Origin of the sequence: Neomoorella carbonis, assembly GCF_045278715.1 — a bacterium.
GTDB lineage: Bacteria > Bacillota > DSM-521 > Neomoorellales > Neomoorellaceae > Neomoorella > Neomoorella carbonis.
The window spans coordinates 2,021,610-2,047,910 of the sequence record NZ_CP136420.1; the positions used below are offsets into that span (position 1 = coordinate 2,021,610).

Below are 26,301 nucleotides of genomic sequence, written 5' to 3' on the forward strand. Positions count from 1 at the left end.
AAGCTCTCCCTCCTTTTACTTCCGCGGTCTTGTCGGTGGCAGGTAATATACCTTGGGCTTTGTTCCCAGCTCTTCCTTCAACCGCAGGGCCTGCCGCCCCCGCACCAGCCGGCTTACCTCCGACCGGGGTTCATCGAGGTCGCCGAAGAAGCGCGCCCCGGCCGGGCAGGCCTGGACACAAACCGGTAATTCCCCTTTATCGGTATACTGCACGCAGAAAGTACATTTTTCAACAATACCTTTGGGACGATCCGGCGTGTAAACCAGGCGGCCGTTCCGGTCGCGATGCTCGAAAGGATAGCCGTAATCATACCCCGGCATATAACCCGCCTTCGCTTTGGCCTTGTGCTGGTCCTCCCAGTTGAACTGGCGCACGCCGTAGGGACAGGCGGCCATGCAGTAGCGGCAGCCGATACAGCGCTCGTAGTCCACCAGCACCCGGCCCCGGTCGTCGGTGTAGGTCGCCCCCACCGGGCAGACCTTTTCACAGGGCGCATTTTCACACATCTGACAGGATACGGGCAAAAAAGACATCTCCACTTCCCCGTTTTGCGCTACGGGAAGCTGGTGTTCTGGACTTCCCGGAGTAAAAACCCGGTTCCACCACATACCCGGCGGCTGGGAGTTGTGCCCTTTGCAAACCACCGCGCAGGTACGGCAGCCGATGCAGCGGTCCAGGTCGATGACCATTCCCAGTCTCACTATACCTCACCTGCCTTTCGTACATCGCAGAGGGCCTCGTTCCAGGCTGTATTGGGGGCCCATATCCCCGGTACGAAGTAGACCTCATGGGTGGGCTTGATAAAAGGATAGGTCAGGGAGTTATAAGAGTCACCGTTAAGATAGCGGCTCCACCAGCCCTGCTCAAAAACGACTATTTTTCTCCCCAGGCCCGGGTCCAGGGCGGCATAACCACGCACCCGGCCGCGGTCATTGTAAACTTCGACCAGGTCGCCTTCTTTAATACCCTTTGCGGCAGCGTCCTGGGGGTTCAAGAAAACCTTCGGCTTATTATCCTGCAGCTCGTTCATCCAGAGGTTATTGGAATGGGTGGAGTGGACCCGGTAAAGGGAATTTCGGGTGATATAGGCAAACTGGTACTTGCCTTTAATTTCAGGATTCAAGGCATACTCGCTATCCTCAAAGGGCGGCTTGTGCACGGGCAAAGTTTCGCCGAGGGCGATAAAGGCGTCTTCTTCTTTGTAAAACTCGATCCTGCCGCTTTTAACAAATTGAGCCGTAGCTTCAATTGCCGCCGGCCGGCTGACGGGCGGGAAGGGCTTTTTAAACTGTACCTGCTCGTAAAAGGGAATCTGGCGATTTCCCGGCACCTCCGATTTCAGCCGCACCGGCCCCTTCTTCAGCTGCTCCAGAGTGATCCCGGCCACCGGCGGGCCGCCGGTGGCAAGGAGTAGCTCAACCGCTTTTTCCGCCGCCGTGTTCTCATCCAGCTCGGGGAAAAAGTGTTTTGCAAACCCGGGGTCGAGCCTCTTAGCCAGTTCCCTGGCCATCCAGAGTTCGGACCTGGCTTCATAAAGGGGCTTGACGGCCGGCTGCTGCAGCTGCATGTAGGGGTGCAAAGGAGTGGTCACCAGTTCGGTCTTTTCATACCAGGTGGCGGCCGGGAAAACGACATCGCTGTAACGGCAGCTGGTGGTCAGGGAAAAATCCAGGCCGGCGATGAATTCCAGTTCGCCCTTTACTGCCATCTGCCGCAGGCGGTCGGCCATATTATGCTGGTCGAAGGGGTTGCCCCAGCCAAAGATCAGGGCTTTGATCCCGTTCTTGGGCCACCTGGCTTTCATACCGGGGGTCGGGCCATGGAGGATATAAAGCCAGGGAAGCCATCTGGGCGACCCGGGGAACCACCATTCTTTGACATTGAACCGGATCTTGTACTGGCCGGCATAGGTGGAAATACCCGCACCCGGCTTGCCGATATTGCCGGTCAGCACCGGCAACAGGGCCAGGGCCCGGCCCTTCAAGTCGCCGTGATACCACTGGTAGTTGCTGGCACCATAGATGACATGGAGCGGTTTCGTTGTCGCCATCTCCCGGGCCAGGCGGACCACCGTATCCCCGGGAACGCCAGTCTCCTGCTCTACATAGGCCGGTGTATAGCTGGCTAAATGTTCTTTTAACAGCTGGAAGACCGGTTTAACCCTGACCAGCCGGCCATCTTTTAATTCCACTTCAATTTCTCCCTCCAGGATTACATCCGGGGGAAGCTCCAGCTTTTCCGGGTGCACGGCCAGTAACTTCCCGTTGTAAGCGACAAAGGCCTCCCGGTAGGGCGGTAGTCCGTCCGGTCTGGCCAGGCCCTTAACCTCATCCGCTTTCAGGCGCCGCCTGTTATCAAGACGCACCAGAAGAGGCATATCGCTGTAGGTTTTGATGAATGCCTCGTCATAGAGCTTTTCTTCAATGATTACCCTGGCCATCCCCAGGGCAAGGGCTGCATCGCTGCTGGGTTTAAGCTGGACCCATTCGTCGGCCTTGGCGGCCGTCGGGCTGTAGTTGGGGTCAAAAACAACCACCTTTGTACCATTATTCCTGGCTTTGATCAGAAAGTCGGCATCAATAAGCCGGGTAACCATAACGTTGGAACCAAAAATGGCTATATAGCGGGAATTAAGCCATTCCAGGGGTTCCAGTTCTTCCGACTGGACGCCGAAGGTCATGGGCCAGAACATAGGCAGATCGCCGTTCTGGTCGTAAGGGTGGATCAGGCTCCACCCCGCCATTGTAGCCAGGGCAATCCAGGCCCCTTTCTGGACGTGGCCGGTCCCGCCGACCTGGAAAATAAAGCCGATGGATTCCGGCCCGTATTTGGCGGCAATCTCCTTCAGGCGTTTTGCCGTATAGTCCAGGGCTTCTTCCCAGGAGACCTCCCGGAACTCCCCCGCACCGCGTTCCCCGGTCCGGATTAAGGGTTTTTTTATACGGTCAGGACCGTAGATTAGGTTGATAAAGGAGAGCCCCCGCAGGCATCCCCTGGGCCCATATTCGGGCTCGGGGTAGTCGTTGGACGGTAAAAGGGCCTTGATCTGTCCATCCACCACCATGGCCCTGATACCGCAGGCCAGGGTACAGTTGGGTGAACAGGTGGTGCGCACGTATTTGACTTCTTTTAACGGGGACGTATTCTCTGCCCCGGCTTTCGGGATAAAATATCGCGTAGCCCCCGCCGTACCCGCGAGGACGGCCGTCGCCGCCGACGCCTTTAAAAACTGGCGCCGGCTGAGCCTGAATTCTCGCTTCTCATTTTTATCCTTCATAACTTTGCCTGTCACCTCCACGGTGCATTCCGGGACCCGCTTCCGGCATCCCCAATAGTATTTCCGGTCATTTTTTGCCCGTCCACCGCCTTGTGAAAGTAGTTCATTTATACATTTTTTAATGCAAGTTTCATGCCAGCAAAACAAAAGCCCCGGGGCGTGTTTTCCCGGGACTTTTTACCGTCCTGAGCTGACGAGGTCTCTAAAATTTTATAATCCCTTTCTAGATTTATAGAAAATCCTCGGGCCGTTGCCCTTTTCACCCCGGCCCTCCTGACCCGTGCTTCCAGCTTGAAGTTTTTCAATCCGGCAGGCGCCGGCCTTGGCCATGGGCTGGCCGGAAAGGGGATCGACGTTCCGGCCGGTGAGGTGGTTGGCCGCCTGACGCCTTTCCCTCTCGCCGGGGTCCAGATCGCCAAAGTGGAAGGGGACAAAGACCTCCCCCGGCGCCACCACCTCTGTAAGCCTGGCCGGCACCTGAATCCAGCCCCGGCGGGAGATAACCTGGACCAACTCGCCATCCGTCACCTGCAGGCGGGCCGCATCGGCAGGATTGATCTCCACATAGGCCCCGGGTACCAGGGCCTGGAGTTCGGGGATACGCTTCGTCCTGGTACGGGTATGGTAATGCTCAATAACCCGGCCGGTATTGAGCCAGAAGGGAAATTCCCCGTCAGGTACTTCCGGCGGCGGTGCATAAGGAACAGCCAGGAGGCGCGCCCGGCCCTCCGGGTGATGGAACTCACCGTAACCCTGGGCCTCCTCCGCCCGGGTAGGGAAGACCCCGTCAGTATAAAGGCGGGGCGTACCCCGGCCGCCCTCCGGGCAGGGCCACTGGACGCCCCCCAGGCGTTCCAGCAGGGCGTAATCCACCCCTGTCATGTCGTTGGGCCGGCCGCGGGTTAGCTCGCGCAACTCCCGGAAGGCATCCTCCGGGCCCTGCCAGGCAAAGAGGCTCCCTGCACCCAGGTAGCGGGCCACATGGCTGACGATGGCCAGGTCGTCCCGCGCCTCTCCCGGCGGGTCCACGGCCCGGCGGACCAGGTTCAGGCGCCGTTCCGAGTTGGTAACGACCCCCGTCTTTTCTCCCCACCCGGCACCGGGCAGGAAGATATCGGCGAAGGCCGCCGTCTCCATAGGATAAAAGATATCCTGGACAATCAAAAAGACCTTCTCCAGCTGGCGGCGGCTGAAACCCAGATCCGGCAGGGAGACGGCCGGGTTGGTGCCGATGACCCACAGAACTTTTAGCCTGCCGTCTTCCACCAGCTCCAGCATACGGTTGATATCATTGACCCGCCGGGGTAGCCGCTCTTCCGGGATACCCCAATAATCTGCCACCTGGCGGCGATGTTCAGGATTCTCCGGGTTGCGGAAACCGGGCAAAGAACCGCCGCCGCCAATCTCCCTCATGCTCAGGGCCGAGGCCTGGCCGGTCAGGGAGAAAGGCGCCGACCCCGGCCGGCCGATTTTACCGGTTATCAGGTGCAGGGAGTTAATCAGAGTTACCGTATCAACCGCCTGGCTGCTCTGGTTTACCCCCTGGCAGAAGACAGTCACGGCACTGGGGGAGCGGCCGAAGAGGCGGGCGGCGGCCACAATATCCGCCGCCGGCACGCCGGTCAGCCCGGCCACCCGCTCCGGCGGGAAGGCGGCAGCGGCGCGGGCCAGTTCCTCAAAGCCTGCCGTGGCCCGCCGGATAAAATCGCGGTCCAGCATGTCTTCCTTAATCAGTATATTAATCAAGCCGTACAGCAGGGGGATGTTGCTGCCGCAGCGCAGGCGCAGGTGGATATCGGCCACTCGGGCCGGCAGGGTAAGGCGCGGGTCGGCCACCATGATTCTGGCCCCGTTAAGTTTACGGTTGCGTAAAATCCGCTGCCATAGCTGGGGGTGCATCTCCGCCGGGTTGGCGCCGAAGATAAAGATGAGGCGGCTCACATCCAGGTCTTCGTAACAGCCCGGCGGGGCGTCCACGCCGAAGGAGCGGATATAACCGCTTACCGTGGAGGCCATACAGAGCCGGGTATTGGCATCTATATTGGGCGTACCCAGGACGCCTTTAGCCAGCTTGTGGATGGCGTAGTATTCCTCCAGGGTCAGCTGCCCGCCGTGGTAAATGCCGGCGGCTTCCGGGCCGCCGGTTGCCAGGGCTTCCCGGAGACGCTGCGCCACCTCCTCCAGGGCCCTTTCCCAGGTCACGGGATGCATTTCCCTACCCCGGCGGCGGAGGGGTACCGTCGCCCGCTCCGGGTGGTGCAGGGTCTTCCACTCATAAAGGCCCTTGAGGCACAGGTGGCCTTTATTTACCGGCGCGGCGGTATCAGGTTTAACGGCCACCGCCCGGCCGTCTTTAACCCCCAGGTAGAGGCCGCAGCCGGTACCGCAATAACCGCAGGTAGTAGCCACCCAGCGATCCACGGCTGCTTCCCCTTGGCCCTGGAACAGGCTGACTATCCCCTGTTGCAACTCTGCTCCTACCATCGGCAATCCCTCATTTGTTACCGGGAATTAGCCCCGCAAGAATTCACTCGATACTGTAGCGCTTCAACTTCTGGTACAGGCCGGAAGGATGGATGCCCAGGAGTCTGGCCGCCTCCTGCTTATTCCCGCCGGCGGCCGCCAGGGCCCTCTGGATGGTTGCCTTTTCTGCTTCAGCAACGGCCTCCTTCAATTCCAGGCCTGCAGCTTTACCGCCCACCTGTTGCAGGCTCGCCGGCAGGTGCTCCCGGCGGATGATCTCTTCCCCCGGTTCCAGGAAATTAAAGGCATGCTCCAGGACGTTCTCCAGCTCGCGGACATTACCCGGCCAGGTATAGCGGTAAAAAAGCTCCTGCACCGCCGGGGCCAGGCCCCTGACGTCCATTCCATACCGGTTATTAAGGCGCCGGATAATGGCCGCCGTCAAAACCTGGATATCCTCCGGCCGCTCCCGCAGGGGCGGTATATGCAGGTTCACCACCGCCAGGCGGTAATAAAGGTCGCGGCGAAACTTGCCGGCCGCCTCCAGGGACAGGAGATCCTGGTTGGTGGCAGCAATAATCCTCACATCAACCTTGATGGTCCGGCGTCCCCCGACCCGTTCAAAGGCCCTTTCCTGCAGGACCCGCAGTAGTTTGGGCTGCATACTGAGGGGCAGGTCGCCGATTTCATCCAGGAAGATAGTGCCGCCGTCGGCCAGCTCAAACTTGCCGGGCCTGCCGCCCCGGGCCGCCCCGGTAAAGGCCCCTTCCTCGTAACCGAAAAGCTCGGCTTCGAGCAGGTTCTCCGGGATGGCGGCACAGTTTATTTTAATCAGGGGCTCATTACGGCGGGAACTGGCCCGGTGAATGGCCTGGGCCAGCAGTTCCTTCCCGGTACCACTCTCGCCGGTAATCAAAACGTTAGCCTCGCCCCGGGCCACCCGGGCCGCCAGTTTTTTCAGCTGCACCACGGCCGGGCTAGTCCCCAGGATGCCCTGCCAGGCGTCATCTCCATGGATAGAATCGAGTTCCTGCTGGTAAAAGAGGAGCTTGCCCTCTAAAACCTGCAGGCGCCGGGAAATATCTTTGAGGCCTGCAGCGGCCAGGTCTTCAACTGCCATGGCCTTGCCAACCGCACCCAGGAGGTTGCCCGCGGCATCTTTGACAGGCATTTCCGATAATAGCAGTTTCTTGCCGGCATACTGGACCTCGTGACCGACTACCGGCCGGCCGGTAGCCAGGACCTCCGGCAGGCGGCTAAAGGTTAAAACATCGCCAACCTCCAGGCCCGTCAGCGCATCAGCTCCCTGTCCCAGCAGCTCGGCATACATCTGGTTGATACTGACGATTACCCCCCGGCGGTTAACTACAACCAGGTAGAGGGGAAAATCATCGAGGAGGGCGGCGTAGAGATCATTCAGGGCCTGCAGGTGGGCTGCACTCGGCTGTTCTTCCGTAAAAAGAACGACTACTCCACGCCGGCCGTCGGGGAAATAATCGACGCGGTAGTTTTTACCCCCGGCGGCAAAACGGGTTCCCTGGAGGGGGCGGCGGTTGGTAAAGACCTCCGCCAGGCGCGTCTCAGGAAAGACCTCCGTCAGCCGCCGGCCCTTTAAATCCCGGCCGGCCAGCCCCAGGATTGCGGCAGCCAGGGAATTGGCAACCTGGATGTGGCCGCCGGCGTCGACATAAATCATTCCCTGCTGCAGGGCATCAAAGGTTTCTCCCCAGAAATCCCAGGCAGCCCCGGCCATTATTCTCCCCTCCCTGTATGTCATCCCTGCTCTTTCATTATGTTAACATTTCGTACTTCTGACGGCAACTATGCCCGGCACGCCAGCAAAGCACGGATTGTTTAGGTAAGTAATCTATTTTTTATAAATTGACAGTTAATTTCAAAGGCATATCACTACGATTTGCAGTGATGCGCGCAAAGGAAGATATGTATGGGAATCTACTGCTAAAGTATAACTGACCTAAATCATAGTTAGACAACATACACACTCCACATGATGAGTGTGAGGAAACATATCCACCGGTTGTACAGGGCCAGGAGTAAAGCCGGCCTCCAGCAAGTATGCCAGATCCCGGGCTAACGTCGCCGGGTTGCAGGAGACGTAGATCACCCGCCGTGGTTTCATGGCCGCCACGGCCGCCAGCACCCGGCGGTCGCAGCCGGCCCGGGGCGGGTCCAGGATAACAACTTCGGGCCGGCAACCCTCCCTGGCCAAGCGGGGTAAAAGTACCTCGGCAGCCCCGGCATGAAACCGGATATTGGTAATCTTATTTAAAGCCGCATTGCGCCGGGCATCATGAACGGCGCCTATAACTACTTCCACCCCGGTAACTCTACCCGCCTGCCGGCTCAACCACAGGGCGATGGCGCCGCTGCCACAGTAGGCGTCCAGGACCTCTTCCCCGCCCCGGAGGCCGGCAAAGGCCGCTGCCTGATTATAGAGGACTTCCGCCTGGGCCGAATTAACCTGAAAAAAGGTCGTGGCTGATATATAGAAGCGTAATGCTCCCAGGCGTTCCTCCAGGTAATCCCGTCCGTAGAGGATATTTTCCCTGACCACTCCCCTGTCATTATTCAGAGGCAGGGCTACTACTCCCACCAGCTCCGGGAAGCGGCCGGCCAGTTTGCTCGCTAACTCCTTTGCCGCCGGCCAACCCTGGGCCTCCAGGGCTACCAGCAGCTCCCCTGTAGCCCAGCCCTGGCGCAGAGTCACGTGCCTGAGGCCAGGACCCAGACCCGGCAGCAGGCGGGCCATCTCCCGGGCAAGTTCCTGGAGCCCGGCTGGTAAGAGGCGGCAATGGGCAAAGGGTACTACCTCATGGCTTCCCCGCCGGTAAAAACCCAGACGGCTTCCGGTCACATGGAGCCGCACCTTGTTGCGGTAACCCCAGGGATTGGCCATTCCCAGGACCGGCAAAACACTTATGTCCCGCACCCCCCCAAGGCGCTGCAAGGCTTCAACAACCAGGCGCCGTTTCCATAAGAGCTGGGCCCGGTAGTCCAGGTGCTGCAGGTGGCATCCGCCACAATGGTACGCCTCCGGGCAGGGTGGTAATACCCGGTCCGGTGAAGCTTTTTCGATCTCCAGCAGCCGTGCCAGGGCGTAATTCTTCTTCCTGGCAGCGACCTCTATTTTTACCCTTTCTCCCGGCAGGGCCCCCGGTACAAAAACTACCAGGCCGTCCTGCAAGCGACCCACACCGGCCCCTTCATGGGTTAACCCTGTTATATCAATTTTTTCCATATTTTTCATATCTATTTTTCATACCCACCGCAGGGCAAAATAGAGAAGGAAAATCATAATGGTATTCCAGGTAGCATGGGCAACAATGGCGGTAAGGATATTTCCCGTCCGTTCATAAAGGTAGGCCAGACCTATCCCCCCCAGGGCAAGGGGCAGGAAACGCACCAGGTCCAGGTGCAGGAAGGCAAAGATCAGGGCGCTCCCCACAAGGCCCCAGGCGAAGCCGTAGCGATTTTTAAGGGCGGGGAAGAGAAACCCTCTGAAATATAGTTCTTCCGAAACGGGAGCCACGAAAGCACCGAGAAATAACGGTATAACCAGGTCACGGGGCTGCCGGGCGTTAATAATCAGTTCGGTAAAGGGCTGGGGGGCCTGGTCGGGTAAAAAGAGCTGTAACAGGCTGCCCACAATAACTAGCAGTAAAAATAAAGCCAGGCCGCCTCCCAGGCCCACAGCTATGGCCCGGGGCAAAACAGCGGCTTTTAAACCCACAGCTTCCAGGCTCAGGCCGTTTTTCTTGCGGACAAAATAATGCAGTCCGCCCAGAACGGCCGCACCCTGGGCCAGCCCCACCAGCAGGTAACGGTAGGCCAGGGGTAGCCCCGATGCAAAGAACCGTACCAGCAACGCCGTCCCATAACCTGCCGCCAGCATCCCCAGTAATACCAGGAGACACTGCCATAAATTCCAGGGTATTTTCCCCGTTTCTCCTGTCATAAATTTCACCAACATTCGCTTTTAACTAACTCGGGGTGAATAGCAACAGGTCTCCTCTAAAAATATATAACAAGCCCCGAAGCTTTGCAAAGCCTTTTATTAGAATTATGGTAGCAACTGCCGTCTCCGGGCGAGGTACTTTTCTACGGCGCTCACAAAGGTGGCATGGGACCAGGTTAAAGGAGATACCGACAGGGGTTCGCCGGTAAAGGGGTGCAGTTGCTCCGGGAGCATCCCCGCCGGCGTGGCTCGTTCTGCCGCCCAGGTAAGAATACCGCGGGCCGCGGCCAGGTCATTTAAATTTTGCGCGCGTAAAGAGTGCCACTCAGCCAGCCACAGGGTACAGATAAACCAGGGGTTACCCGGAGCCACCTGGAGGTTATCGCTTTTTCGAAAGTAGTAGTCGCCAGTATAGCGGGCTATGCCGCCAATTTCCGTCTTGACCTGCAGTCCTTCCTCCACTGCCGCCATGGTCCGTTGCAAGCGCGGGTCAGCCAGGGGTACCGCTTCCAGCAGGGCCAGGGCCGCGAGGCTGGCATCCAGGGTAAAATCAGGCACCAGGCGGCCGTCATCTTCCCTGTAAACTCCCCGGATGAAACGCCCCAGATCCGGGGAATAGAGGTGTTCGCTAATCCCCCTCCCGACTTCCACCGCCGCCCGTCGGTAACGTTCTTCCCCGCCCGTGTCACCGGCCAGGCGCGCCATATCGGCAGCAGCAGTCAACCCGGCGTAGACGGCAGCCGCAGTAAAGGCAAAGATGCCGCGCCGCTCTTCCCAGAGGTCATAGCTCGGCAGGGGCAGGCCCAGGTTCGGGTCGCGATAATCCACCAGGAAATCGGCTGCCGGCCGTACCAGGGCCGGAAAAAGATCGTGCACGAGAGCCCAGTTCCGCCCCAGGCGGAAGGACTGGCCCAGGGCCCAGAGAACCAGGGCCGTTTCATCTTCCTGGATAGGCAAAATGCGCTCACCCCGGTGCACCGGCGGCAGCCAGCTGGATCCCAGGCTGCCGTCGGGATTGTATTTTTGATAAAAAAAGCCGTCCTCTTCCAGCACCCGGGAACAATAATAAAAAAAGCCGGCCGTTAATTCGCTGTACCCCGCCTGGTCCAGGGCACCGGCTACCAGGGCCCCATCTCTGGGCCAGCAGTAGCCGTAGTGATCCCGGGCTTCCGCCAGGATGTCGCTGTCGGTAGCCGCCAGGATCGCCCCCCGGTTGTCGATCTGGGTGCGCATGACCAGGAGGCTGCGGTGGTAGAGGTCAACTACTGCCGGAGGTAAATCGGCAAAGTCGCGTCCATTTTTATAGACCCAGCCCCGCCAGTAGGCTGCCGTGGCCGCCAGCATGTTTTTCACCCCCTGGGACAACACCCGGTTATTCAACTCTCTAGCAGCCGTAAAGTTCTCGGCAGCCACAATCCAGTAGGTAATCTCCCCTATCTCCCCGGCGGCCAGCTGCAGGCGAAAGCTAAAGGTACTGTCTACCGAACCGTGGTGGATAGGATGGCCTTCCAGCCAGCCATCCTCGGCATCCCGCCAGGTACCCTCGGCACCGCGAAAGCGCTTGTTGCCGGTGGCATACTGAAAAAAAATATTGGCCCCGGCGCGGCCATTGATTAAAAGGTAGAGTCCCCTTTTATAATGAAGTAAAACCTTCTGATCCGGCAGGTAAGTCACCGTATCGCCGATAGGGGATTCATTTAAAGTAAAATCATGATAAAAAAACAGCCGCACTTCCCGGGAGCGACCGGCCATGTTGTGCACCGTGATCCGGGCCAGGTAAATATCTTCTTGAAAATGAACGGCGTTGTTGATAATTATTTCCAGTTCCATCCCTTTATTCCTGGCCCGGCAATGGCCTACCAGGGTATCCGCTTCATAGCCTACCTCTCGCTCCCAGTCCCGACTTCCCAGCCAGCTAAAACAGCCATCCACCCAGCAGCCCAGGCGATTTCTTTCCCCGCCAATGTGGTTAGGCCAGCCAACATAGGGATAATATAAGTCACGCATATTAAATTCAGCATCAAAATTAATTAACAAACGCCCGTTCCCCAGGGCCAGTTCTCGCGGCATGGTTCTCGCCCCTTCACTTTCCTCATCTTAGCGGCAATAAAGTCAAGGTAAGTGGATATACTAAGCGATGAGTTTAACGATCCATTAGCATTATTCCACCAGAGAGCGGGGATTATTGCATGATAACCTTTGTTGCCCTGTTAGTCTTGGCCATTCTGGCCGGGGCGCTCATCTGGTACCGGCGCCGGCAGGCCACCCGCCCGGCAGCCAAACCCTTACCTACACAGGTACCAGTAAACCAGGACTTACCACAAAAATATGGAAAAGATGAGATTGTCCTGATGGTGAAAGACCCCTACTGGCTCTATGCCTACTGGGAGTTAAGCGATGCCAAAAAGGAGGAGCTTAAGCGCCGCTTTGGCTCGAGTGCCTGGGAAAAATCCCGTCCAATACTAAGAATCTACGACCTTACTAACAATCCTTACGATTTTCTCCAGGCACCCTTTTTTGAAATTGCCATTACCGATATGGCCGACAACTGGTATATTCATACCGGTAAACCCTGCAGCACCTTTTGCGTTGACCTGGGACGCTGGTTTCCGGAATATGGCTTTGTTACCATAGCCCGGTCCAATATTGTCACTACCCCGGCTGATAAACCCAGCGACATTATCGACCCCTTATGGCCGCCCCTGGAAGCCTGCTGGCAGGCGGTGGAACGTTACGGTAAGGCAAAAGGTTTCACTTCGACCCTGCTGGTAAAAACACAAAAATAAGGGCGGGGCCATTATAAATAAGACCCGTCCTTATATCATTTACATAAAATTGGTCCGGGCCAACCCCGGCCAGCAATAAACTTTCCTGACGGCCTTTATTAGGTTTAAGAAAGGAAGAAACTTATGCCCCGTGGTTATGTCGCCCTGGTTTTACACGCTCATTTACCCTATGTCCGTGATACGGAGGACGACTTTTCCCTGGCAGAAAAATGGTTCCATGAAGCCGTCACCGAAACCTATATCCCCTTGATCCATGTATGCCAGCGACTGAACCGGGACCGGGTATCCTATAAATTGACCCTCTCTTTAAGCCCCCCTTTGACTGCTATGATGGCCGATAACCTGGTCCGGGAGCATTACCGCCGTTACCTGGAACGCCTGCGGGAGCTGGCCGCCCGGGAGGTCTGGCGTACCAGGAACGATCCCCGCTTTAACCTGGTGGCCCGCATGTACCAGGACCTTTTTGAAAACATCTACCGCACTTACCTGGCATACGGAGGCAACCTGATCAATGCCTTCCGCGAACTCCAGGACAGCGGCAACGTGGAGATAATCACCTGCGCCGCCACCCATGGCTACCTGCCTTTAATCGGCCTGCAGCGGGAGGTAGTCCGCGCCCAGGTGGAAGTAGCCGTCAACAATCACCGCCGCCTCTTCGGCCGGCCGCCGGCGGGCCTGTGGCTGCCCGAATGTGCCTATAACCCGGGCGATGATGTCATTTTAAAGGATTACGGCATCAAATACTTCTTCGTCGACGCCCACGGCCTCCTTTACGCCACGCCGCGGCCGCGCTACAGCATTTTTGCCCCGGTCTACACCCCGGCAGGAGTAGCTGCCTTCGGCCGCGACCTTGAGTCTTCGGAGCAGGTGTGGAGTGCCCAGGAAGGTTACCCTGGCGACTTCGATTACCGTGAGTTTTACCGGGATATCGGCTATGACCTGGATTATGAATATATCAAGCCGTACATCCATCCCTCCGGCCTGCGGGTGGATACGGGCCTGAAGTACTACCGCATCACCGGGAAATCCAATTATAAAGAGCCTTATGTACCGGAGTGGGCGAGCTTCAAAGCCCACACCCACGCCGGCAACTTCCTGTTTAACAGGGAACACCAGATTAACTACCTGGCCGACTACATGGACCGGCCGCCCCTCATTGTCTGCCCCTATGATGCCGAGCTCTTCGGCCACTGGTGGTTTGAAGGCCCCCAGTTCCTGGAATCCCTTTTCCGCCAGGTGGCGGGGCTCGCCCATCAACCCTTTACCTTTATCACGCCAAGCGAGTACCTGGAACGTTTCCCCGTCAACCAGCCGGCCACGCCCTGCATGTCGAGCTGGGGCAACAACGGTTATAACGAGGTCTGGCTTGAGGGTTCCAACGACTGGATTTACCGCCATCTCCACCACGCCGCTGACGAAATGATCCGTCTGGCCAACCAGTACCGGGACGCCGGGGGCCTGCTGCTGCGCGCCTTAAACCAGGCCGCCCGGGAACTCCTGGTGGCCCAGAGCAGCGACTGGGCCTTCATCATGAAAACCGGCACCATGGTAGATTACGCCGTCCAGCGGACGAAAAAACACCTGTTGAATTTCTGGGAGCTCACACGATCAGTAAAAAATAACGACCTGGACCCCGAAAAAATCCAGGCTTTAGAAGATGCTAATAATATCTTTCCGGATATAAACTATAGGGTTTTTGCCAGCAGGTAAGGTCCTCCGGACTGTATCAGGGCGGATAACCAGCCAGGCTTAAGGGTACCAGGGCCGGCAATGCGAGCTGCAGTCGCCGCTCTACCTCGGGCCAGTTGACCAGCTGCCACCAGGCTTTTACATAATCGGCGCGCCGGTTCTGGTAGTCCAGGTAATAGGCGTGTTCCCAGACATCCAGTACCAGAATGGGGATGGCCCCCCACTGGGTCAAATCCTGGTGCTTTTCTGCCGTCAGAATTTCCAGGCGGCCCCAGGACGGCAGCCAGGCCAGGATAGCCCAGCCGGAGGCCTCCACTTCTATAGCCGCCCGGCTAAACTGCTCCTGGAAGGCATCCTGGCTACCAAAATAGCTGTTTATTCTCTCCCGTAATAGACTCCCCGGCCTGCTCCCGCTCCAGGGGGACATTACCGTCCAGTAAATGCTGTGCAGGATGTGCCCGGACCCATGAAAAGCCAGTTCCCGCTCCCAGTGCTTTACCAGGGCAAAGTCGCCCTTCTGCCGGGCCTCAACCAGCTTTAATTCCGCTTTGTTGAGCCCTTCCACATAAGCAAGGTGGTGGCGGTCATGATGGATACGCAACTGCCTTTCACTAATTACCGGTTCTAAAGCATTGTAGGGATAAGGCAAAGGCGGCAAGCGGTGACCGCCGGGAGGTACCGCCGGCTGTGGCGGCCAGAAATTTTGCGCTTCTGCCATGCCTACTCCTCCGGATATTATTTCCTTATATTTTATGTCTTTCCGGTCCTGAGTGGCATTAGGCGTATGCCAATGTTTGCTGCTTAATGTCATGCCATGTAGATGTCTATAAGTCCGGTAATCTCCTCCAGGGTCGACTTCTCTTCATAACTACCAGCTATAGACGACTTCTTGCATTTTTATTTTCCAGGTAATATACTGGTGCTAACCAGACAACGGCATCCAGCGCATTAGTGCCGGCCGGGCGTCGCAGGAAGAAGCCAGGTACCTGCAATGCAGGACCGGCAGCCCGGTATTAATCGTCAGCCGGACGACCTGCGTTGCCGGTGGGCTGCTGCGATTACGAATGATTTCTCAAGCAAGATAGAATTTTACCTGGAGGTTTTGTCTTGATCAGTCTATCTTTAACAATGCTGATTTTAGCCTGTTCTTTTATCGCCGGCCTCATCGGGGCCCTTCTGGGTTTGGGCGGCGGTATTATCATTATCCCCTTCCTTACTCTGGTCCTGGGGATTGATATCCGCTACGCCATCGGCGCCAGCATCGTTTCCGTCATCGCCACCTCCAGTAGTGCAGCGGCAGCTTATATCCACGACCGTATTACCAATATCCGCATCGGTATGTTCCTGGAAGTGGCAACTACTACCGGTGCCATTACCGGAGCCTACTTAGGCGGTTTAATTAGCCCCCACTACCTTTATATCATTTTTGCCATCGTCCTGGGCTATTCTACCCTGGCCATATTTAAACGGCGCAACCTTGAACTGCCGGAAGGAGTCGTCGCCCACCCCCTGGCGAAAAAATTGAAATTAGAGGGAAGTTATTACGACCAGGTCCTAAACCGTGAGGTAAAATACACATCAACAGGGGTTTACGAGGGGTTCGGCATTATGTACGGGGCCGGCGTTATTTCCGGCCTGCTGGGCATCGGCAATGGGATCTTTAAAGTGATGGCTATGGATATGTTTATGAAATTGCCCATGAAAGTTTCTACCGCCACCAGCAATTTCATGATTGGCGTCACCGCCGCCGCCAGTGCCGGTATATATTTCGCCCGAGGTGATATTCACCCCGCCATTGCCGCTCCCGTAGCCCTGGGCGTAGTTATCGGGGCCACCCTGGGCACCCGCCTCATGGTTCGCCTGCGCAACACTACTTTGAGAAAGATCTTTGTACCGGTATTGCTCTATGTTTCCCTGCAGATGCTCTTAAAAGGGCTAAGGGGGTAAAGATAATTTCCTTACAACAGCAGCAAGGCTCGAATAATTGCGATTGCGAATAAGGTGATGCGTTATGGAAAATAACGAGGGCAAAAATGCACCGAAACAATCCCATGCCATCGTCGTGGAGGATTTCATCAGCCAGTCTTTACGCTGGGGAGTAGTGATCAGCGCCCTAATAATTGCCCTCGGCCTGGTAACGTACCTGTTCACCGGCGATAGCGGTTACCCGGCCGGTTTCTTTCCTACCACCATCTCCCAGGTACTTAAAGATGTAACGCATTTTAAATCCTTTGCCATCATTGACCTGGGACTTTTGCTGCTCATCGCTACCCCCATTTTCCGTGTCGCCGCCTCCATTATCGCTTTTATCTTTGATCGCGACCGGCCCTATGTCATGATTACCACTTATGTGCTGGCCATGTTAATTTTAAGCCTGCTGCTGGGGAAAGCGGAGTAACCGAAAACTATTGACATACGCCGTTACATTAAATTAAGATTAAATCATAACATAAGCCGGTTGGCCCGCCGGAACCAAAAACGGTAGGATGGCAGGAAGGGCAATGATGCTCCCGCCGGGAGTATTTTTATTTATGACTCCGGTGGGGAAAACTGCCTTGCCAGCCGGAAAAACGTAAAGGAGGCAAGGAGGAAATGAAAAAAGGCTCCTGGTTGTTGTCACTCCTGGTGGTACTGATTCTGGCTTCACTGCTAACCGGGTGTGGCTCAGGGGGAAATAAACAGGCCGGTAGCGGAGCTCAATCTCAGCCCCAATCCATTGAGACCAAAAGCGAGGCCAAAGCAGTCAAGCTGGGTATCATCCAGATCGTGGAGCACCCGGCCCTGGATGCCGCCCGCAAGGGTTTCCTGGAGGCCCTGAAGGCCGGCGGCTATGAAGAAGGCAAAAACCTGCAGGTGGACTTCCAGAACGCCCAGGGCGACCAGTCCACCCTGCAAAACATCGCCCGCAAGTTCGCCCAGGATAAAAAAGACCTCATCCTGGCCATCGCCACCCCTTCGGCCATGGCCATGGCCAACGAAACCCAGGAAATACCCATTTTAATTACTGCCGTTACCGATCCTGTCACGGCCAAATTGGTTAAGAGCATGGAAAAACCTGGTACCAATGTGACCGGTACTACGGATATGAATCCCATCAAAGAACAGCTGGAGCTTTTGAAGCAGCTGGTACCGGCGGCCGCAAGAATAGGCGTCATCTATAACTCCAGTGAAGTCAACTCGCAGGTGCAGGTAAAAATTGTCAAACAGGAGGCCGCTTCCCTGGGACTGACCGTCGTTGATGCCCCGGTCACGGCCAGCAATGAGGTTGTCCAGGCTGCCCAGTCCCTGGTGGGTCGGGTAGAGGCCATTTACGTGCCGACTGACAATACGGTGGTATCTTCTATCGCCGGCGTCATCCAGGTGGCCGAGCAACACAAAATTCCGGTCATCGCCGGGGAGAGCAACACTGTCGAGGCCGGGGCCCTGGGGACCATCGGCATCGACTATTACAAGCTGGGACAGCAGACCGGGCAGATGGCCCTGCGGGTGCTGAAGGGCGAAAAGCCCCAGGATATGCCCATCGAAAAGCAGAAAGACCTGGCCATCGTGCTCAACGCCAAAGCGGCCAAAGCCTTCGGTGTAACCATTCCCGAAGATCTAAAAAAGAAAGCCAGCAAGATAATCGAATAGGCGCCTGGCCGCACGTCTAACGCCGGCTGAAGTCAAGGTCGAGTAAAGCGGGTGAAGCTATCATGTCCTTGAGCATCTGGTTGGGAGCCCTGGAACAGGGCCTGCTGTGGGGAGCCATGGTCCTGGGAGTATATATGACTTTCAGGGTGCTGGACTTCCCCGATTTGACCATCGACGGCGCCTTCACCTTGGGGGCGGCAGTGGCGGCAAAGTACATTCTGGCAGGTTACGACCCCTGGCTGGTCCTTCTCCTTGCCGTCCTCTGTGGCGCCCTGGCTGGTCTTGTTACCGGCCTGCTGCACACCCATTTAAAGGTGGCGCCCCTGCTTTCCGGCATCCTGACCATGATCGCCCTTTATTCTATCAACCTGCGCATTATGGGACAGGCCAACCTGTCCCTTCTCCGTGTTAAAACCATTTTTACCTGGGTCAAAGGCATACCGGCCCTGGGACCATACGGGCCGTTGCTGGTGGGGCTAATTGTGGTTGCCCTGGTCCTCATCCTGCTTTACATTTTCCTGGAAACCGAACTGGGTATGAGTATCAGGGCCACAGGAAATAACGAGCATATGGTCCGCAGCCTGGGTATAAACACCTCGACAATGAAGCTGGTGGGCCTGGCCATCGCCAATGCCCTGGTGGCCCTTTCCGGAGGGCTGGTAGCCCAGTACCAGGGCTTTGCCGACATCGGTATGGGTATCGGTATGATTGTTGCCGGTCTTGCAGCGGTGATTATCGGCGAAGCACTGGTGGGAGCGCACACCCTGGTTAGGGCCCTGCTGGCAGCCGTCACCGGTTCGATAATTTACCGGGTCGTTATCAGCCTGGTGCTGCAACTAGGCATGCCGCCCACGGATCTCAAGCTGCTGACCTCGTTAATTGTAGTTATCGCCATGGCCTTTCCCCTGCTGCGCCACCGGCTGGGTTTGCGGGCCTTAAGGTTGAGGAGTGAGCAAGATGCTGCGGCTGGTCAACGTAAGCAAAACTTTTAATCCCGGTAGCGTTAATGAAAAAGTTGCTCTAAAGGATATTACCCTTCACGTCAAGCCGGGCCAGGTAGTTACCATCATCGGCAGCAACGGAGCCGGCAAGTCGACCCTTTTAAACGTCATTGCCGGCGTTTACGAAATCGAGGCCGGGAAAGTGCTTTTGGATGACCGGGACATTACCCGCTGTCCGGAACATGTCCGGGCGGCCTGGATCGGCCGGGTTTTCCAGGACCCATTGCGGGGTACGGCTGCTTCCATGACCATTGAAGAAAATCTAGCCCTGGCCCTGCGGCGGGGCCGCCCCCGCCGTTTATGCCGCGGCATCACTCCGGCCGAACGGCAAATATTTAAAGAACACCTTGCCCTTCTGGGGCTGGGCCTGGAAGAGCGGCTCTCCACACGCGTGGGCCTGTTATCCGGCGGTCAGCGCCAGGCCCTGACAGTGCTCATGGCCACCATTGCTACGCCCAAGCTGCTCCTGCTGGACGAACACACGGCGGCCCTGGACCCGCGTACGGCAAGGACGGTGCTGGGACTGACGGAAAAAATCATCGCCCGCCACCAGCTCACCACCCTGATGGTGACTCACAACCTGGAACAGGCCCTGCGTACCGGCGACCGCACTATTATGATGCACGAGGGGCGCATCATCCTGGACCTCTCCGGGCCGGAGCGGGCCCGCACCACGGTGTCCGATCTCTTAAAAATGTTTGAACAGGCCAGCGGCAGCGCCTTTGCCGACGACAGGGCGCTCTTAACGGGTAGCTGAGGCCGACCTTCCCAGGGTCACACCCCTTCTCTTTTCCGCCCCTTATTCACCCCAGGCCCGTTTTTAAAAATCCCCCTTCCCTATGCCCAATAGCCTTATTGGTAAACCCGTACCTGAGCAGCGGTCCCAGGTAATCTTCGGCTATACCATCAACTAGCTCGGATACTCAAACTTCCGGGCGATGTTCTTCCTACCGGATGGCATATGTTGAGAGAAAAGCCTGACTCTAGCAGAGTCAGGCTGCCAGAAGCGATTATGAGGTGCTAACCCAGCATATGGGCAAAACGCGCCTGGGGAGCCAGGTAGTCGCGTAAGGGCCTGGGGTTGGCGATCTCTTTTACCGTCAGTCTCCCGTTTTCGTACTCGGCCAGGGGCCACTGGCCGGTCTGGACGGCCAGGCGGGCGAGTTTCACCGTCAGGTCGCTGCGGTAGCCCCAGCCCGGCGGGCAGGGGGAAAGGACCTGGATGTAGGCCGGACCTTCCACCTGCATGGCCTTCTGCACCTTGCTCAGGTAATCCTGGGGATAGCCGATGCTGGCCGTAGCCGCATAGGGGACCCCATGGGCCGCTACAATACGCAACATATCCTTTTTGGGCCTTTCTTCGCCCCGGCCGACGCTGCCCACCGGCGTCGTCGTGGTCCGCGCCCCTAAAGGTGTAGCCCCGCTCCGCTGTACCCCGGTATTCATGTAGGCTTCGTTGTCATAGCAGATGAAGATAAAATTGTCGCCCCGCTCCAGAGCACCGGATAAAGCCTGGAGTCCGATGTCGACGGTACCGCCGTCGCCGGCCAGGCCTACGACCCTTACCTCTTTTTTGCCCCGGCGTTTGAGGCCGGCCACCACTCCGGAAACTGCCGCTGCCGTGCTGGGGAAGGTGACATTGACGCAGGGAACTTTGAAGGCCAGCTGAGGATAAAATGTGGTTACCCCCAGCAGGCAGCTCGGCGTGGTGACGATGACCGTTTCCGGCCCCAGGACCTTCAGGGCCAGACGGACGGCGAGTATCCCGCCGCAGCCGGCGCAGGCGTAAGAACCCTGCACCAGTTCGGCATCAGGTAATTCTTTTATTTTAACCATTGGTACCTACCTCCAGGCTTTTACTTCTGCCAGCCGCCGCTAACAACCAGTTCTTCACCCCTGTCCCGGCGCCGTACCGCCTCCAGGCAATGGCGGAAAATACCTGCCAGTTCCTCCTGGCTGATATCGCGGCCGCCCAGGCCGCCGATGAAGCCGGCCACCTGCGGCTGCGCCGGTAGATCAGCCAGGGCCGCCTTTACTTCCGTGGCCAGCACCCCTTCATAACCGAAGGAGCAATCGCGATCCAGGACGGCAACTACTCGCGCCCTGGTAAGGGCCGCCCGGAGGTCTTCCACCGGGAAAGGCCGGAAACTCCGCAGGCGCAAGAGGCCTACCGCTTCACCCTGCCGGCGTAAATACTCCACCACTTCCCGGGCCGTTCCGGCGGTGGCACCCATGACGACCAGCACCACGGTGGCATCATGGCAATAATAAAGGTCCACCAGGCCGCCGTAGCTGCGCTGGAAGTGGGCCTGAAACTCCCGGTCTACTTCCTTAATAACCTCTTTCGCTTTCAGCATGGCCTGCTGCTGGTAATACTTAAAGGCAGAATACAGGTCCGGCCCCGCACCGACGCCAAAGACATAGGGCCGCTGCGTATCCACACTATACTCCGGCCGGTAAGACGGGAGGAAGCGGTCCACGGCCTCCTGGTCCGGCACGTCCACAATTTCTTCCGTGTGGGAGAGGACATAGCCGTCCAGGCAGACCATAACCGGCGTCAGCACCTCCGGGTGGGCCGCAATTTTATAGGCCTGCAGGCAGGTGTCCAGGGCTTCCTGGGCCGTTTCCACGTAGAGCTGGATCCAGCCCGTATCGCGGCAGGCAACAGCGTCCTGGTGATCGGCCCAGATGGTCCAGGGAGCCGCCAGGCCGCGGTTGGCCACAGCCATGACCAGGGGTACGCGGCAGCCGCTGACATAATGGAGCATTTCAAACATGTAGGCCAGCCCCTGGGAAGAGGTGGCCGTAAAGACCCGCGTTCCCGTAACTGCCGCCCCGTAGCAGGCCGCCAGGGCGGCATGCTCAGATTCCACCCTTATATAGTCCGCTTCCATGGAACCGGCGGCTATGTATTCTGCTATTTTCTCCACAATGGTCGACTGGGGAGTAATGGGATAGGCGGCCACCACTTCCGTCCGGGCGAGTTTAACGGCCGCCGCCACCGCCTCGTTACCGTTCAGATACGCGCGCATCGTTACTACCTTCTTCCACCAGGATCAGGGCTTCCCGCGGGCACTCCGCCACACAGATGCCACAGCCCTTGCAAAAATCTAGATTCAGGCTAACTATACTTTCGCCCCTGGTAAAGCAGCCTTCCGGGCAAAAGAGCCAGCAGGTGAGGCAATTATTACAGCGTTTAGGATTTAGAACCGGCCGTACCAAGCGCCAGGAACCGGTAGTCGTACTCAATAAGGGTGTTGCCAGGTTGGGCCCCTTCCTTAAATCACCTTCAGTCAGCACTCACTAACGCCTCCCTCTTAACCCGGTCGCCAGATCCCTTTGGGGGTTCCCCTTTAACCTCCATATGCCATTGCCTCCTTACCGCCGAGAACCTTTGCCAGGTCATAGGCTCGCCGGGCCAGGGCAATGTTTTGGGCAGCAAGCTCTTGTGGCAGGACGGCAGCGATGGCTTTTTCTACCGCCTCCAGGGAAAGGAGGCCGGTCGCCCCGGCCAGGGCCGCCACCATGGCTGTATTGACTATTGGAACGCCCAGTACTTCCCGGGCCAGACGGGTGGCGTCAAGGTAATAGACCCGGGCGCGGTCCAACGCCCGTACAGCGGCCTTCTCCCGGCCGGCATTGATGAGGACCGTCCCCCCTGGTGCCAGGCCGGCAAAAACATCAGTGCTCTCCAGCAAGGTGGCGTCCAGTACCACCACATAATCAGGGTTATAGATCTGGCTGCGGTCGCGAATGGGCCGGTCATCCAGGCGGGTAAAGGCCGTCACCGGCGCTCCCCGTCGTTCCGTTCCAAAGGAAGGAAAAGACTGGGCATACCAGTCCCCATAGACGGCTGCCGCCAGGCCAAAGATGCGCGCCGCAGTAACGGCGCCCTGGCCGCCACGACCATGCCAGCGAATCTGTAACATTTTTCTACCCCCTACCTTCATATTTTACCACCAGGTAATATCAGTAGCAAGTAATATTTGTCAATAAAAAGACCACCTTCGAGTCAGGTGGCCTTTACTCCCAATCCTTCTCCCGGGCGATTAATTCCTTTAAGCGCTGCTCATAAAAGCCGGCCAGCTCTTCAGCCATCTCCTGGGAAAAAGCTTCGCTGCAAATGCGGTAATGGGGTGTTTCCCCGTCGGGGAATACCAGGGACCAGCCATCTTTATGGCGTATCTGGACTCCGTCAAGCAGTTCCACCCTTTCGGCCGGTTCCTCGTTGATCAAGGTCCGCATAACCCGGCCCTTGGCTTCCCACGGGCAGGGTACGGTCCGGGTGACGGTATGGACGGCGGGCAAGCCGGCCACCGCTTCAGCCAGGCTCTCATCCCGCCGGGCCAGCCAGTCCAGGATATAAAGGAGGGCTGCCAGGGCATCCAGCTGCAGGTGCTGCTGCTCCGGGGCGGCTTCACCATCCACCCTGGCCATGGCTTCCTGGTGGATACCGGGATGGCTCTTCACTCGCTCCACCCTTCCCCCCAGGCACCCGGCCACCAGCTCCACCACCCGGGAGGCCGTCACCGGCAGGACCAGGAGCGCCTCCCGGTTGGCTTCCAGGTAGACCCGGGCCAGGAGGGCCTGTTGCTGGGAGGTTGTCAACCGGCGGCCTTCACCGGTAAAAAGGATTAATTCCTCGCCATTTTGATCAAGGGCTGCTCCCAGTCCCGCACCATAGCGCTCGATTTCTGCGGCGAAAAAGGGCATATCCTCCTGGATGGCCCCCCAGCCTTTGGCCGGGTCGAAATCCAGCCGGACCACGTCGGCGCCGGCCCGCTGTAAAACCTCGGCGGCTAGGGCGGCTATTTCTCCCTGGCACCCCAGGGCTATCCGTACCGGCCTTCTCTTTAGCCCATTGTCCCCCAGGGTCGACAGTAACCACTCGCGGTAAGCTTCCTTCAAGGCCGGAAAATAAGTAGTGGCCTGTACCTCTTTCACCTGGCGGCCGTCTTCCCGCCAGTAGAGGTTTTCGATTTTACGCACCGCTCCAGGGGCTAAATCGTGGCCGCGCTCATTGACCAGGTGCAACCAGACCTTATCCCGGTTGGCGGCATCCTGTTTAATATGGCAGCCGCCGGCCAGCTTTAGAGAGCGGACGGCAAAACGATGGACCGCGGTTGGTAACCGGCCCAGGTCGGCCACCTTGACCCCGGCAGCCATCAGGCCGGCGGCCATGGCCTTGAAGAGCATTTCCCCGGCCCCACCGGTAAAGGTACTCAAGCCCACCATGGCCCCCGGTTTAAAACTGGCCCCATAGGCCAGCCCCAGCCGGGTGACCTGGAAAGGGGTTAAATCTCCTTTTAGATAACCTGGCGCCTGGCTGCCAACAAAGAGGGGTCGGCCCGTCCCCTGGCCCCAGATGAGGCTTTCATGGACCACCGTCTCCCGTCCCAGGATTTTCTCAGGCCAGACTTTTACCTCCGGCCGCACCTCCGCCCCGGCGTCTACCAGGCTGCCGTCACCGATAACCGCGCCTTCATAAATCCGCACCTGCCGCTGCAGGCTGGCCCGGCTGCAGGCCACTGCCCCCCGGAGGCTGGTTCCTTCCCCCACATACACATTATCCCAGAGGATGGACCTTTTGATGCTGGCCCCTTCATCCACCCGGGTGTATGGCCCCAGGACGGTAAAAGGCCCTACCGCAGCCCCGGCGCCGATACGGCAATAGCTGCCTATTAAAACCGGGCCTGCAATCCTGGCCGCAGGGTCAATCTCCACCCCTTCACCGGTAACAATGCCATTACCCCGGTCTTCACCCACCACCCTGACTTTAACTTTACCGCTCAAGACGTCTTCCTGGGCCTGGCGATACTGGGCAAGATTACCGATATCGCACCAGTAGCCGGACAGGTTTATCCCATAGATGGGTTTTTTATCTTTTAGCAACCGGGGGAAAAGATCCTTGCTGAAGTCAAAGGGCTGCCCCTCCGGCACCAGTTCCAGGACCTCGGGTTCTAGAATATAGATACCGGTATTGACCCGGTCGCTGAAAACCTCTCCCCAGCTGGGCTTTTCCAGGAAGGAGCGAATGCTGCCGTCCGGATTGGTAATCACCACCCCGTACTCCAGGGGGTTGTCGACGGTCGTCAGCACCAGGGTGGCCAGGGCGCCGCTTTCCTTGTGCCGGGCAATAGCCGGCCGCAGGTCAAAATCCGTCAGGGCGTCGCCGCTTACCACCACAAAGGTTTCATCTAAAAAGGAAGCCGCGTTTTTAACGCTGCCGGCGGTACCCAGGGGCTTATCCTCTATAAAATAATGCAGGTGCAGGCCAAAGTCACTGCCGTCACCGAAGTATTCCTGAATTAATGCCGGCAGGTACTGCAGGGTCACCCCTACTTCTTTGATACCCAGGTCACGTAGCAGGTCCACGCAGTACTCCATAACAGGGCGATTGGCCACCGGCACCAGGGGCTTTGGCCGCTTGCAGGTCAGGGGTCTGAGCCTCGAGCCCTCCCCGCCGGCCATGATAATCGCCTTCATAATCTACCTCCTGCAAGATCCAGATTAGCACTATTTAGCATTTTGCCCCTTCTCCCCACAAAAAATTCCCGGCGGGCCTTTAATCACGAAGACCTCCTCATACCACGGCTACTGTCCTTCCGCCAGGCCGGCGGGAGGCGGCGCTTCTTTCAGATGTTCCCGATAGACTTCCCAACGATCGCGTAACAAATCGCGCAGGTAAGGTTCTAAATGACGTACCTGCAGCAGTCGTGCCAGCCACTGGGTGGCGGTTTGATAATTGCCCAATCGTCCCTCCAGTTCCCCGATTAAGTAAATGATCAGGTTGGGACTTCCTCCTCCGGCGGTCCCGCTTTCCTTCTGGTAGGCTTCTTGATAAAGATCGCAGGCATAACGGAGGTACTTTTTCTCCTGTTCTTCTTCCTGGATGTAGCGGTAAAACCAGGCAATGTGTAAGCATAAGCCTGCCAGTACCGAACTCTTCTCTTGATTCAAGTTGCCGCATAATAAACCCAACTTGTGTACATTTAAGGCATCATTCAAATTACGCGGGCCGGTATAATCCTTGCGGGTAATTTTTTGGATATACTCCTTTATTATCAGTTCCCGGCGCTCTTTTTTGACAGGGCCAAAGCTGGAGGTGAAAGCATAACCGCAGTGGGGGCAAACGGCCACTTCGTAAAAATAGGGGTTTTCGCCTTCAAAATAAGCACATAAATCGCTATCGCGTTTCACCCGGCGCACCTTACTCAGGCGCAGCTTTTTATTGGTAAATTCCCGGCCACAGAAAAGGCATTGGTAGCGTTTATCGTATAAAGGTTCAATGGCGGCTGCCACTTCTATCCCTTCTCGCGTTTTCTCCTCTGTTACGCTTTACTTTATTCTACATCCGGTCCCAACTTCCTACTTTATGTAGTTAAGATTTTTCGCCTGCTCCTCAATGTTCTTCAACAGCAATCTGTCCGCCAGACAAACAAGGATCAGTAAACGGAACAAAGCCACCGGGATGGATA

22 protein-coding genes are annotated in these 26,301 nt (G+C 57.5%); 8 read left to right on the forward strand and 14 right to left on the reverse strand.

The annotated features are described in order from the left end of the window. Window positions 1-15 precede the first annotated feature (15 nt). From MCACP_RS10450 to MCACP_RS10480, 7 genes are all read right to left on the reverse strand, one after another. The gene (locus tag MCACP_RS10450) at window positions 16-702 is read right to left on the reverse strand and encodes a 4Fe-4S dicluster domain-containing protein (protein ID WP_406676699.1); all 687 of its coding nucleotides are present in this window, start codon (window positions 700-702) and stop codon (window positions 16-18) included. Further along, a complete protein-coding gene (locus MCACP_RS10455) occupies window positions 702-3,278 on the reverse strand; it encodes a molybdopterin-dependent oxidoreductase (protein WP_406676700.1) in 2,577 nt (858 codons plus the stop codon). Before MCACP_RS10455 ends, MCACP_RS10450 begins: the two co-directional genes overlap by 1 nt. A gap of 210 nt (window positions 3,279-3,488) precedes the next feature. After that, a complete protein-coding gene (locus MCACP_RS10460) occupies window positions 3,489-5,762 on the reverse strand; it encodes a molybdopterin oxidoreductase family protein (RefSeq protein ID WP_406676701.1) in 2,274 nt (757 codons plus the stop codon). Between the two features lie 43 nt (window positions 5,763-5,805). After that, window positions 5,806-7,494 carry a sigma 54-interacting transcriptional regulator gene (locus MCACP_RS10465; RefSeq protein ID WP_406676702.1) on the reverse strand — a complete coding sequence of 563 codons (1,689 nt, stop codon included), beginning with the start codon at window positions 7,492-7,494 and terminating at the stop codon, window positions 5,806-5,808. Between the two features lie 222 nt (window positions 7,495-7,716). Further along, window positions 7,717-9,009: a 23S rRNA (uracil(1939)-C(5))-methyltransferase RlmD gene (rlmD, locus tag MCACP_RS10470; RefSeq protein WP_406676703.1), complete on the reverse strand. Its 1,293-nt coding sequence runs from the start codon at window positions 9,007-9,009 to the stop codon at window positions 7,717-7,719. A 9-nt stretch (window positions 9,010-9,018) separates the two neighbouring features. Further along, window positions 9,019-9,732: a CPBP family intramembrane glutamic endopeptidase gene (locus MCACP_RS10475; protein WP_406676704.1), complete on the reverse strand. Its 714-nt coding sequence runs from the start codon at window positions 9,730-9,732 to the stop codon at window positions 9,019-9,021. A 90-nt stretch (window positions 9,733-9,822) separates the two neighbouring features. After that, window positions 9,823-11,787 carry a glycoside hydrolase family 15 protein gene (locus MCACP_RS10480; RefSeq protein WP_406676705.1) on the reverse strand — a complete coding sequence of 655 codons (1,965 nt, stop codon included), beginning with the start codon at window positions 11,785-11,787 and terminating at the stop codon, window positions 9,823-9,825. A 119-nt stretch (window positions 11,788-11,906) separates the two neighbouring features. On the opposite strand from MCACP_RS10480, the gene MCACP_RS10485 reads away from it, so the two are divergent. After that, a complete protein-coding gene (locus MCACP_RS10485) occupies window positions 11,907-12,503 on the forward strand; it encodes a DUF4912 domain-containing protein (protein ID WP_406676706.1) in 597 nt (198 codons plus the stop codon). Between the two features lie 123 nt (window positions 12,504-12,626). Continuing rightward, window positions 12,627-14,213 (forward strand): glycoside hydrolase family 57 protein, encoded by a 1,587-nt coding sequence (locus MCACP_RS10490; RefSeq protein WP_406676707.1) that lies wholly within the window; start codon window positions 12,627-12,629, stop codon window positions 14,211-14,213. 16 nt (window positions 14,214-14,229) lie between these two features. Here the strand turns inward: MCACP_RS10490 and MCACP_RS10495 are convergent, their stop codons facing one another. Beyond that, a complete protein-coding gene (locus MCACP_RS10495; RefSeq protein ID WP_406676708.1) occupies window positions 14,230-14,910 on the reverse strand; it encodes a superoxide dismutase in 681 nt (226 codons plus the stop codon). A gap of 229 nt (window positions 14,911-15,139) precedes the next feature. Here MCACP_RS10495 and MCACP_RS10500 point away from each other — a divergent pair, with 229 nt between their 5' ends. The 6 genes from MCACP_RS10500 (at window position 15,140) to MCACP_RS10525 (ending at window position 19,580) form a co-directional block, all read left to right on the forward strand. After that, the gene (locus MCACP_RS10500) at window positions 15,140-15,277 is read left to right on the forward strand and encodes a UTRA domain-containing protein (protein ID WP_406678739.1); all 138 of its coding nucleotides are present in this window, start codon (window positions 15,140-15,142) and stop codon (window positions 15,275-15,277) included. A 43-nt stretch (window positions 15,278-15,320) separates the two neighbouring features. After that, window positions 15,321-16,139 (forward strand): sulfite exporter TauE/SafE family protein, encoded by an 819-nt coding sequence (locus MCACP_RS10505; RefSeq protein WP_406678740.1) that lies wholly within the window; start codon window positions 15,321-15,323, stop codon window positions 16,137-16,139. Between the two features lie 64 nt (window positions 16,140-16,203). Continuing rightward, a complete protein-coding gene (locus MCACP_RS10510; protein ID WP_406676709.1) occupies window positions 16,204-16,590 on the forward strand; it encodes a DUF1634 domain-containing protein in 387 nt (128 codons plus the stop codon). A 194-nt stretch (window positions 16,591-16,784) separates the two neighbouring features. After that, window positions 16,785-17,822 (forward strand): ABC transporter substrate-binding protein, encoded by a 1,038-nt coding sequence (locus MCACP_RS10515; protein ID WP_406676710.1) that lies wholly within the window; start codon window positions 16,785-16,787, stop codon window positions 17,820-17,822. A gap of 62 nt (window positions 17,823-17,884) precedes the next feature. Continuing rightward, window positions 17,885-18,814, forward strand: a complete 930-nt coding sequence (locus MCACP_RS10520; RefSeq protein ID WP_406676711.1) for an ABC transporter permease — start codon at window positions 17,885-17,887, stop codon at window positions 18,812-18,814. Next, complete coding sequence (locus MCACP_RS10525) at window positions 18,780-19,580, forward strand: ABC transporter ATP-binding protein (protein WP_406676712.1); 801 nt, start codon at window positions 18,780-18,782, stop codon at window positions 19,578-19,580. The genes MCACP_RS10520 and MCACP_RS10525 overlap by 35 nt, the downstream gene beginning before the upstream one ends. A gap of 263 nt (window positions 19,581-19,843) precedes the next feature. Here MCACP_RS10525 and MCACP_RS10530 read toward each other — a convergent pair whose 3' ends face one another. The 6 genes from MCACP_RS10530 to MCACP_RS10555 all read right to left on the reverse strand — a co-directional run bounded on the left by MCACP_RS10530 (window position 19,844) and on the right by MCACP_RS10555 (window position 26,125). Continuing rightward, window positions 19,844-20,659 (reverse strand): thiamine pyrophosphate-dependent enzyme, encoded by an 816-nt coding sequence (locus tag MCACP_RS10530; RefSeq protein ID WP_406676713.1) that lies wholly within the window; start codon window positions 20,657-20,659, stop codon window positions 19,844-19,846. Window positions 20,660-20,679: 20 nt separating this feature from the next. Further along, on the reverse strand, window positions 20,680-21,855 hold the full coding sequence (gene porA / locus MCACP_RS10535; protein ID WP_406676714.1) for a pyruvate ferredoxin oxidoreductase: 1,176 nt from the start codon (window positions 21,853-21,855) through the stop codon (window positions 20,680-20,682). After that, window positions 21,833-22,123, reverse strand: coding sequence for a 4Fe-4S binding protein (locus MCACP_RS10540; RefSeq protein WP_406676715.1), 291 nt, complete (start codon window positions 22,121-22,123; stop codon window positions 21,833-21,835). The genes porA and MCACP_RS10540 overlap by 23 nt, the downstream gene beginning before the upstream one ends. A gap of 53 nt (window positions 22,124-22,176) precedes the next feature. Further along, window positions 22,177-22,752, reverse strand: coding sequence for a pyruvate ferredoxin oxidoreductase subunit gamma (locus MCACP_RS10545; protein ID WP_406676716.1), 576 nt, complete (start codon window positions 22,750-22,752; stop codon window positions 22,177-22,179). Between the two features lie 94 nt (window positions 22,753-22,846). Next, complete coding sequence (locus MCACP_RS10550) at window positions 22,847-25,309, reverse strand: sugar phosphate nucleotidyltransferase (RefSeq protein ID WP_406676717.1); 2,463 nt, start codon at window positions 25,307-25,309, stop codon at window positions 22,847-22,849. 108 nt (window positions 25,310-25,417) lie between these two features. After that, entirely contained in the window at window positions 25,418-26,125 is a 708-nt protein-coding gene (locus MCACP_RS10555; RefSeq protein WP_406676718.1) for a DUF2225 domain-containing protein, read from the reverse strand. Window positions 26,126-26,301 lie beyond the last annotated feature (176 nt).

Coding starts and splice junctions, on each gene's coding strand:
- MCACP_RS10455 (WP_406676700.1), bottom strand. CDS start 3,278: ATGAAGGATAAAAATGAGAAGCGAGAATTCAGGCTCAGCCGGCGCCAG.
- MCACP_RS10460 (WP_406676701.1), bottom strand. CDS start 5,762: ATGGTAGGAGCAGAGTTGCAACAGGGGATAGTCAGCCTGTTCCAGGGC.
- MCACP_RS10465 (WP_406676702.1), bottom strand. CDS start 7,494: ATGGCCGGGGCTGCCTGGGATTTCTGGGGAGAAACCTTTGATGCCCTG.
- rlmD (WP_406676703.1), bottom strand. CDS start 9,009: ATGAAAAATATGGAAAAAATTGATATAACAGGGTTAACCCATGAAGGG.
- MCACP_RS10475 (WP_406676704.1), bottom strand. CDS start 9,732: ATGTTGGTGAAATTTATGACAGGAGAAACGGGGAAAATACCCTGGAAT.
- MCACP_RS10480 (WP_406676705.1), bottom strand. CDS start 11,787: ATGCCGCGAGAACTGGCCCTGGGGAACGGGCGTTTGTTAATTAATTTT.
- MCACP_RS10485 (WP_406676706.1), top strand. CDS start 11,907: ATGATAACCTTTGTTGCCCTGTTAGTCTTGGCCATTCTGGCCGGGGCG.
- MCACP_RS10490 (WP_406676707.1), top strand. CDS start 12,627: ATGCCCCGTGGTTATGTCGCCCTGGTTTTACACGCTCATTTACCCTAT.
- MCACP_RS10495 (WP_406676708.1), bottom strand. CDS start 14,910: ATGGCAGAAGCGCAAAATTTCTGGCCGCCACAGCCGGCGGTACCTCCC.
- MCACP_RS10505 (WP_406678740.1), top strand. CDS start 15,321: ATGCTGATTTTAGCCTGTTCTTTTATCGCCGGCCTCATCGGGGCCCTT.
- MCACP_RS10510 (WP_406676709.1), top strand. CDS start 16,204: ATGGAAAATAACGAGGGCAAAAATGCACCGAAACAATCCCATGCCATC.
- MCACP_RS10515 (WP_406676710.1), top strand. CDS start 16,785: ATGAAAAAAGGCTCCTGGTTGTTGTCACTCCTGGTGGTACTGATTCTG.
- MCACP_RS10520 (WP_406676711.1), top strand. CDS start 17,885: ATGTCCTTGAGCATCTGGTTGGGAGCCCTGGAACAGGGCCTGCTGTGG.
- MCACP_RS10525 (WP_406676712.1), top strand. CDS start 18,780: ATGCTGCGGCTGGTCAACGTAAGCAAAACTTTTAATCCCGGTAGCGTT.
- MCACP_RS10530 (WP_406676713.1), bottom strand. CDS start 20,659: ATGGTTAAAATAAAAGAATTACCTGATGCCGAACTGGTGCAGGGTTCT.
- porA (WP_406676714.1), bottom strand. CDS start 21,855: ATGCGCGCGTATCTGAACGGTAACGAGGCGGTGGCGGCGGCCGTTAAA.
- MCACP_RS10545 (WP_406676716.1), bottom strand. CDS start 22,752: ATGTTACAGATTCGCTGGCATGGTCGTGGCGGCCAGGGCGCCGTTACT.
- MCACP_RS10550 (WP_406676717.1), bottom strand. CDS start 25,309: ATGAAGGCGATTATCATGGCCGGCGGGGAGGGCTCGAGGCTCAGACCC.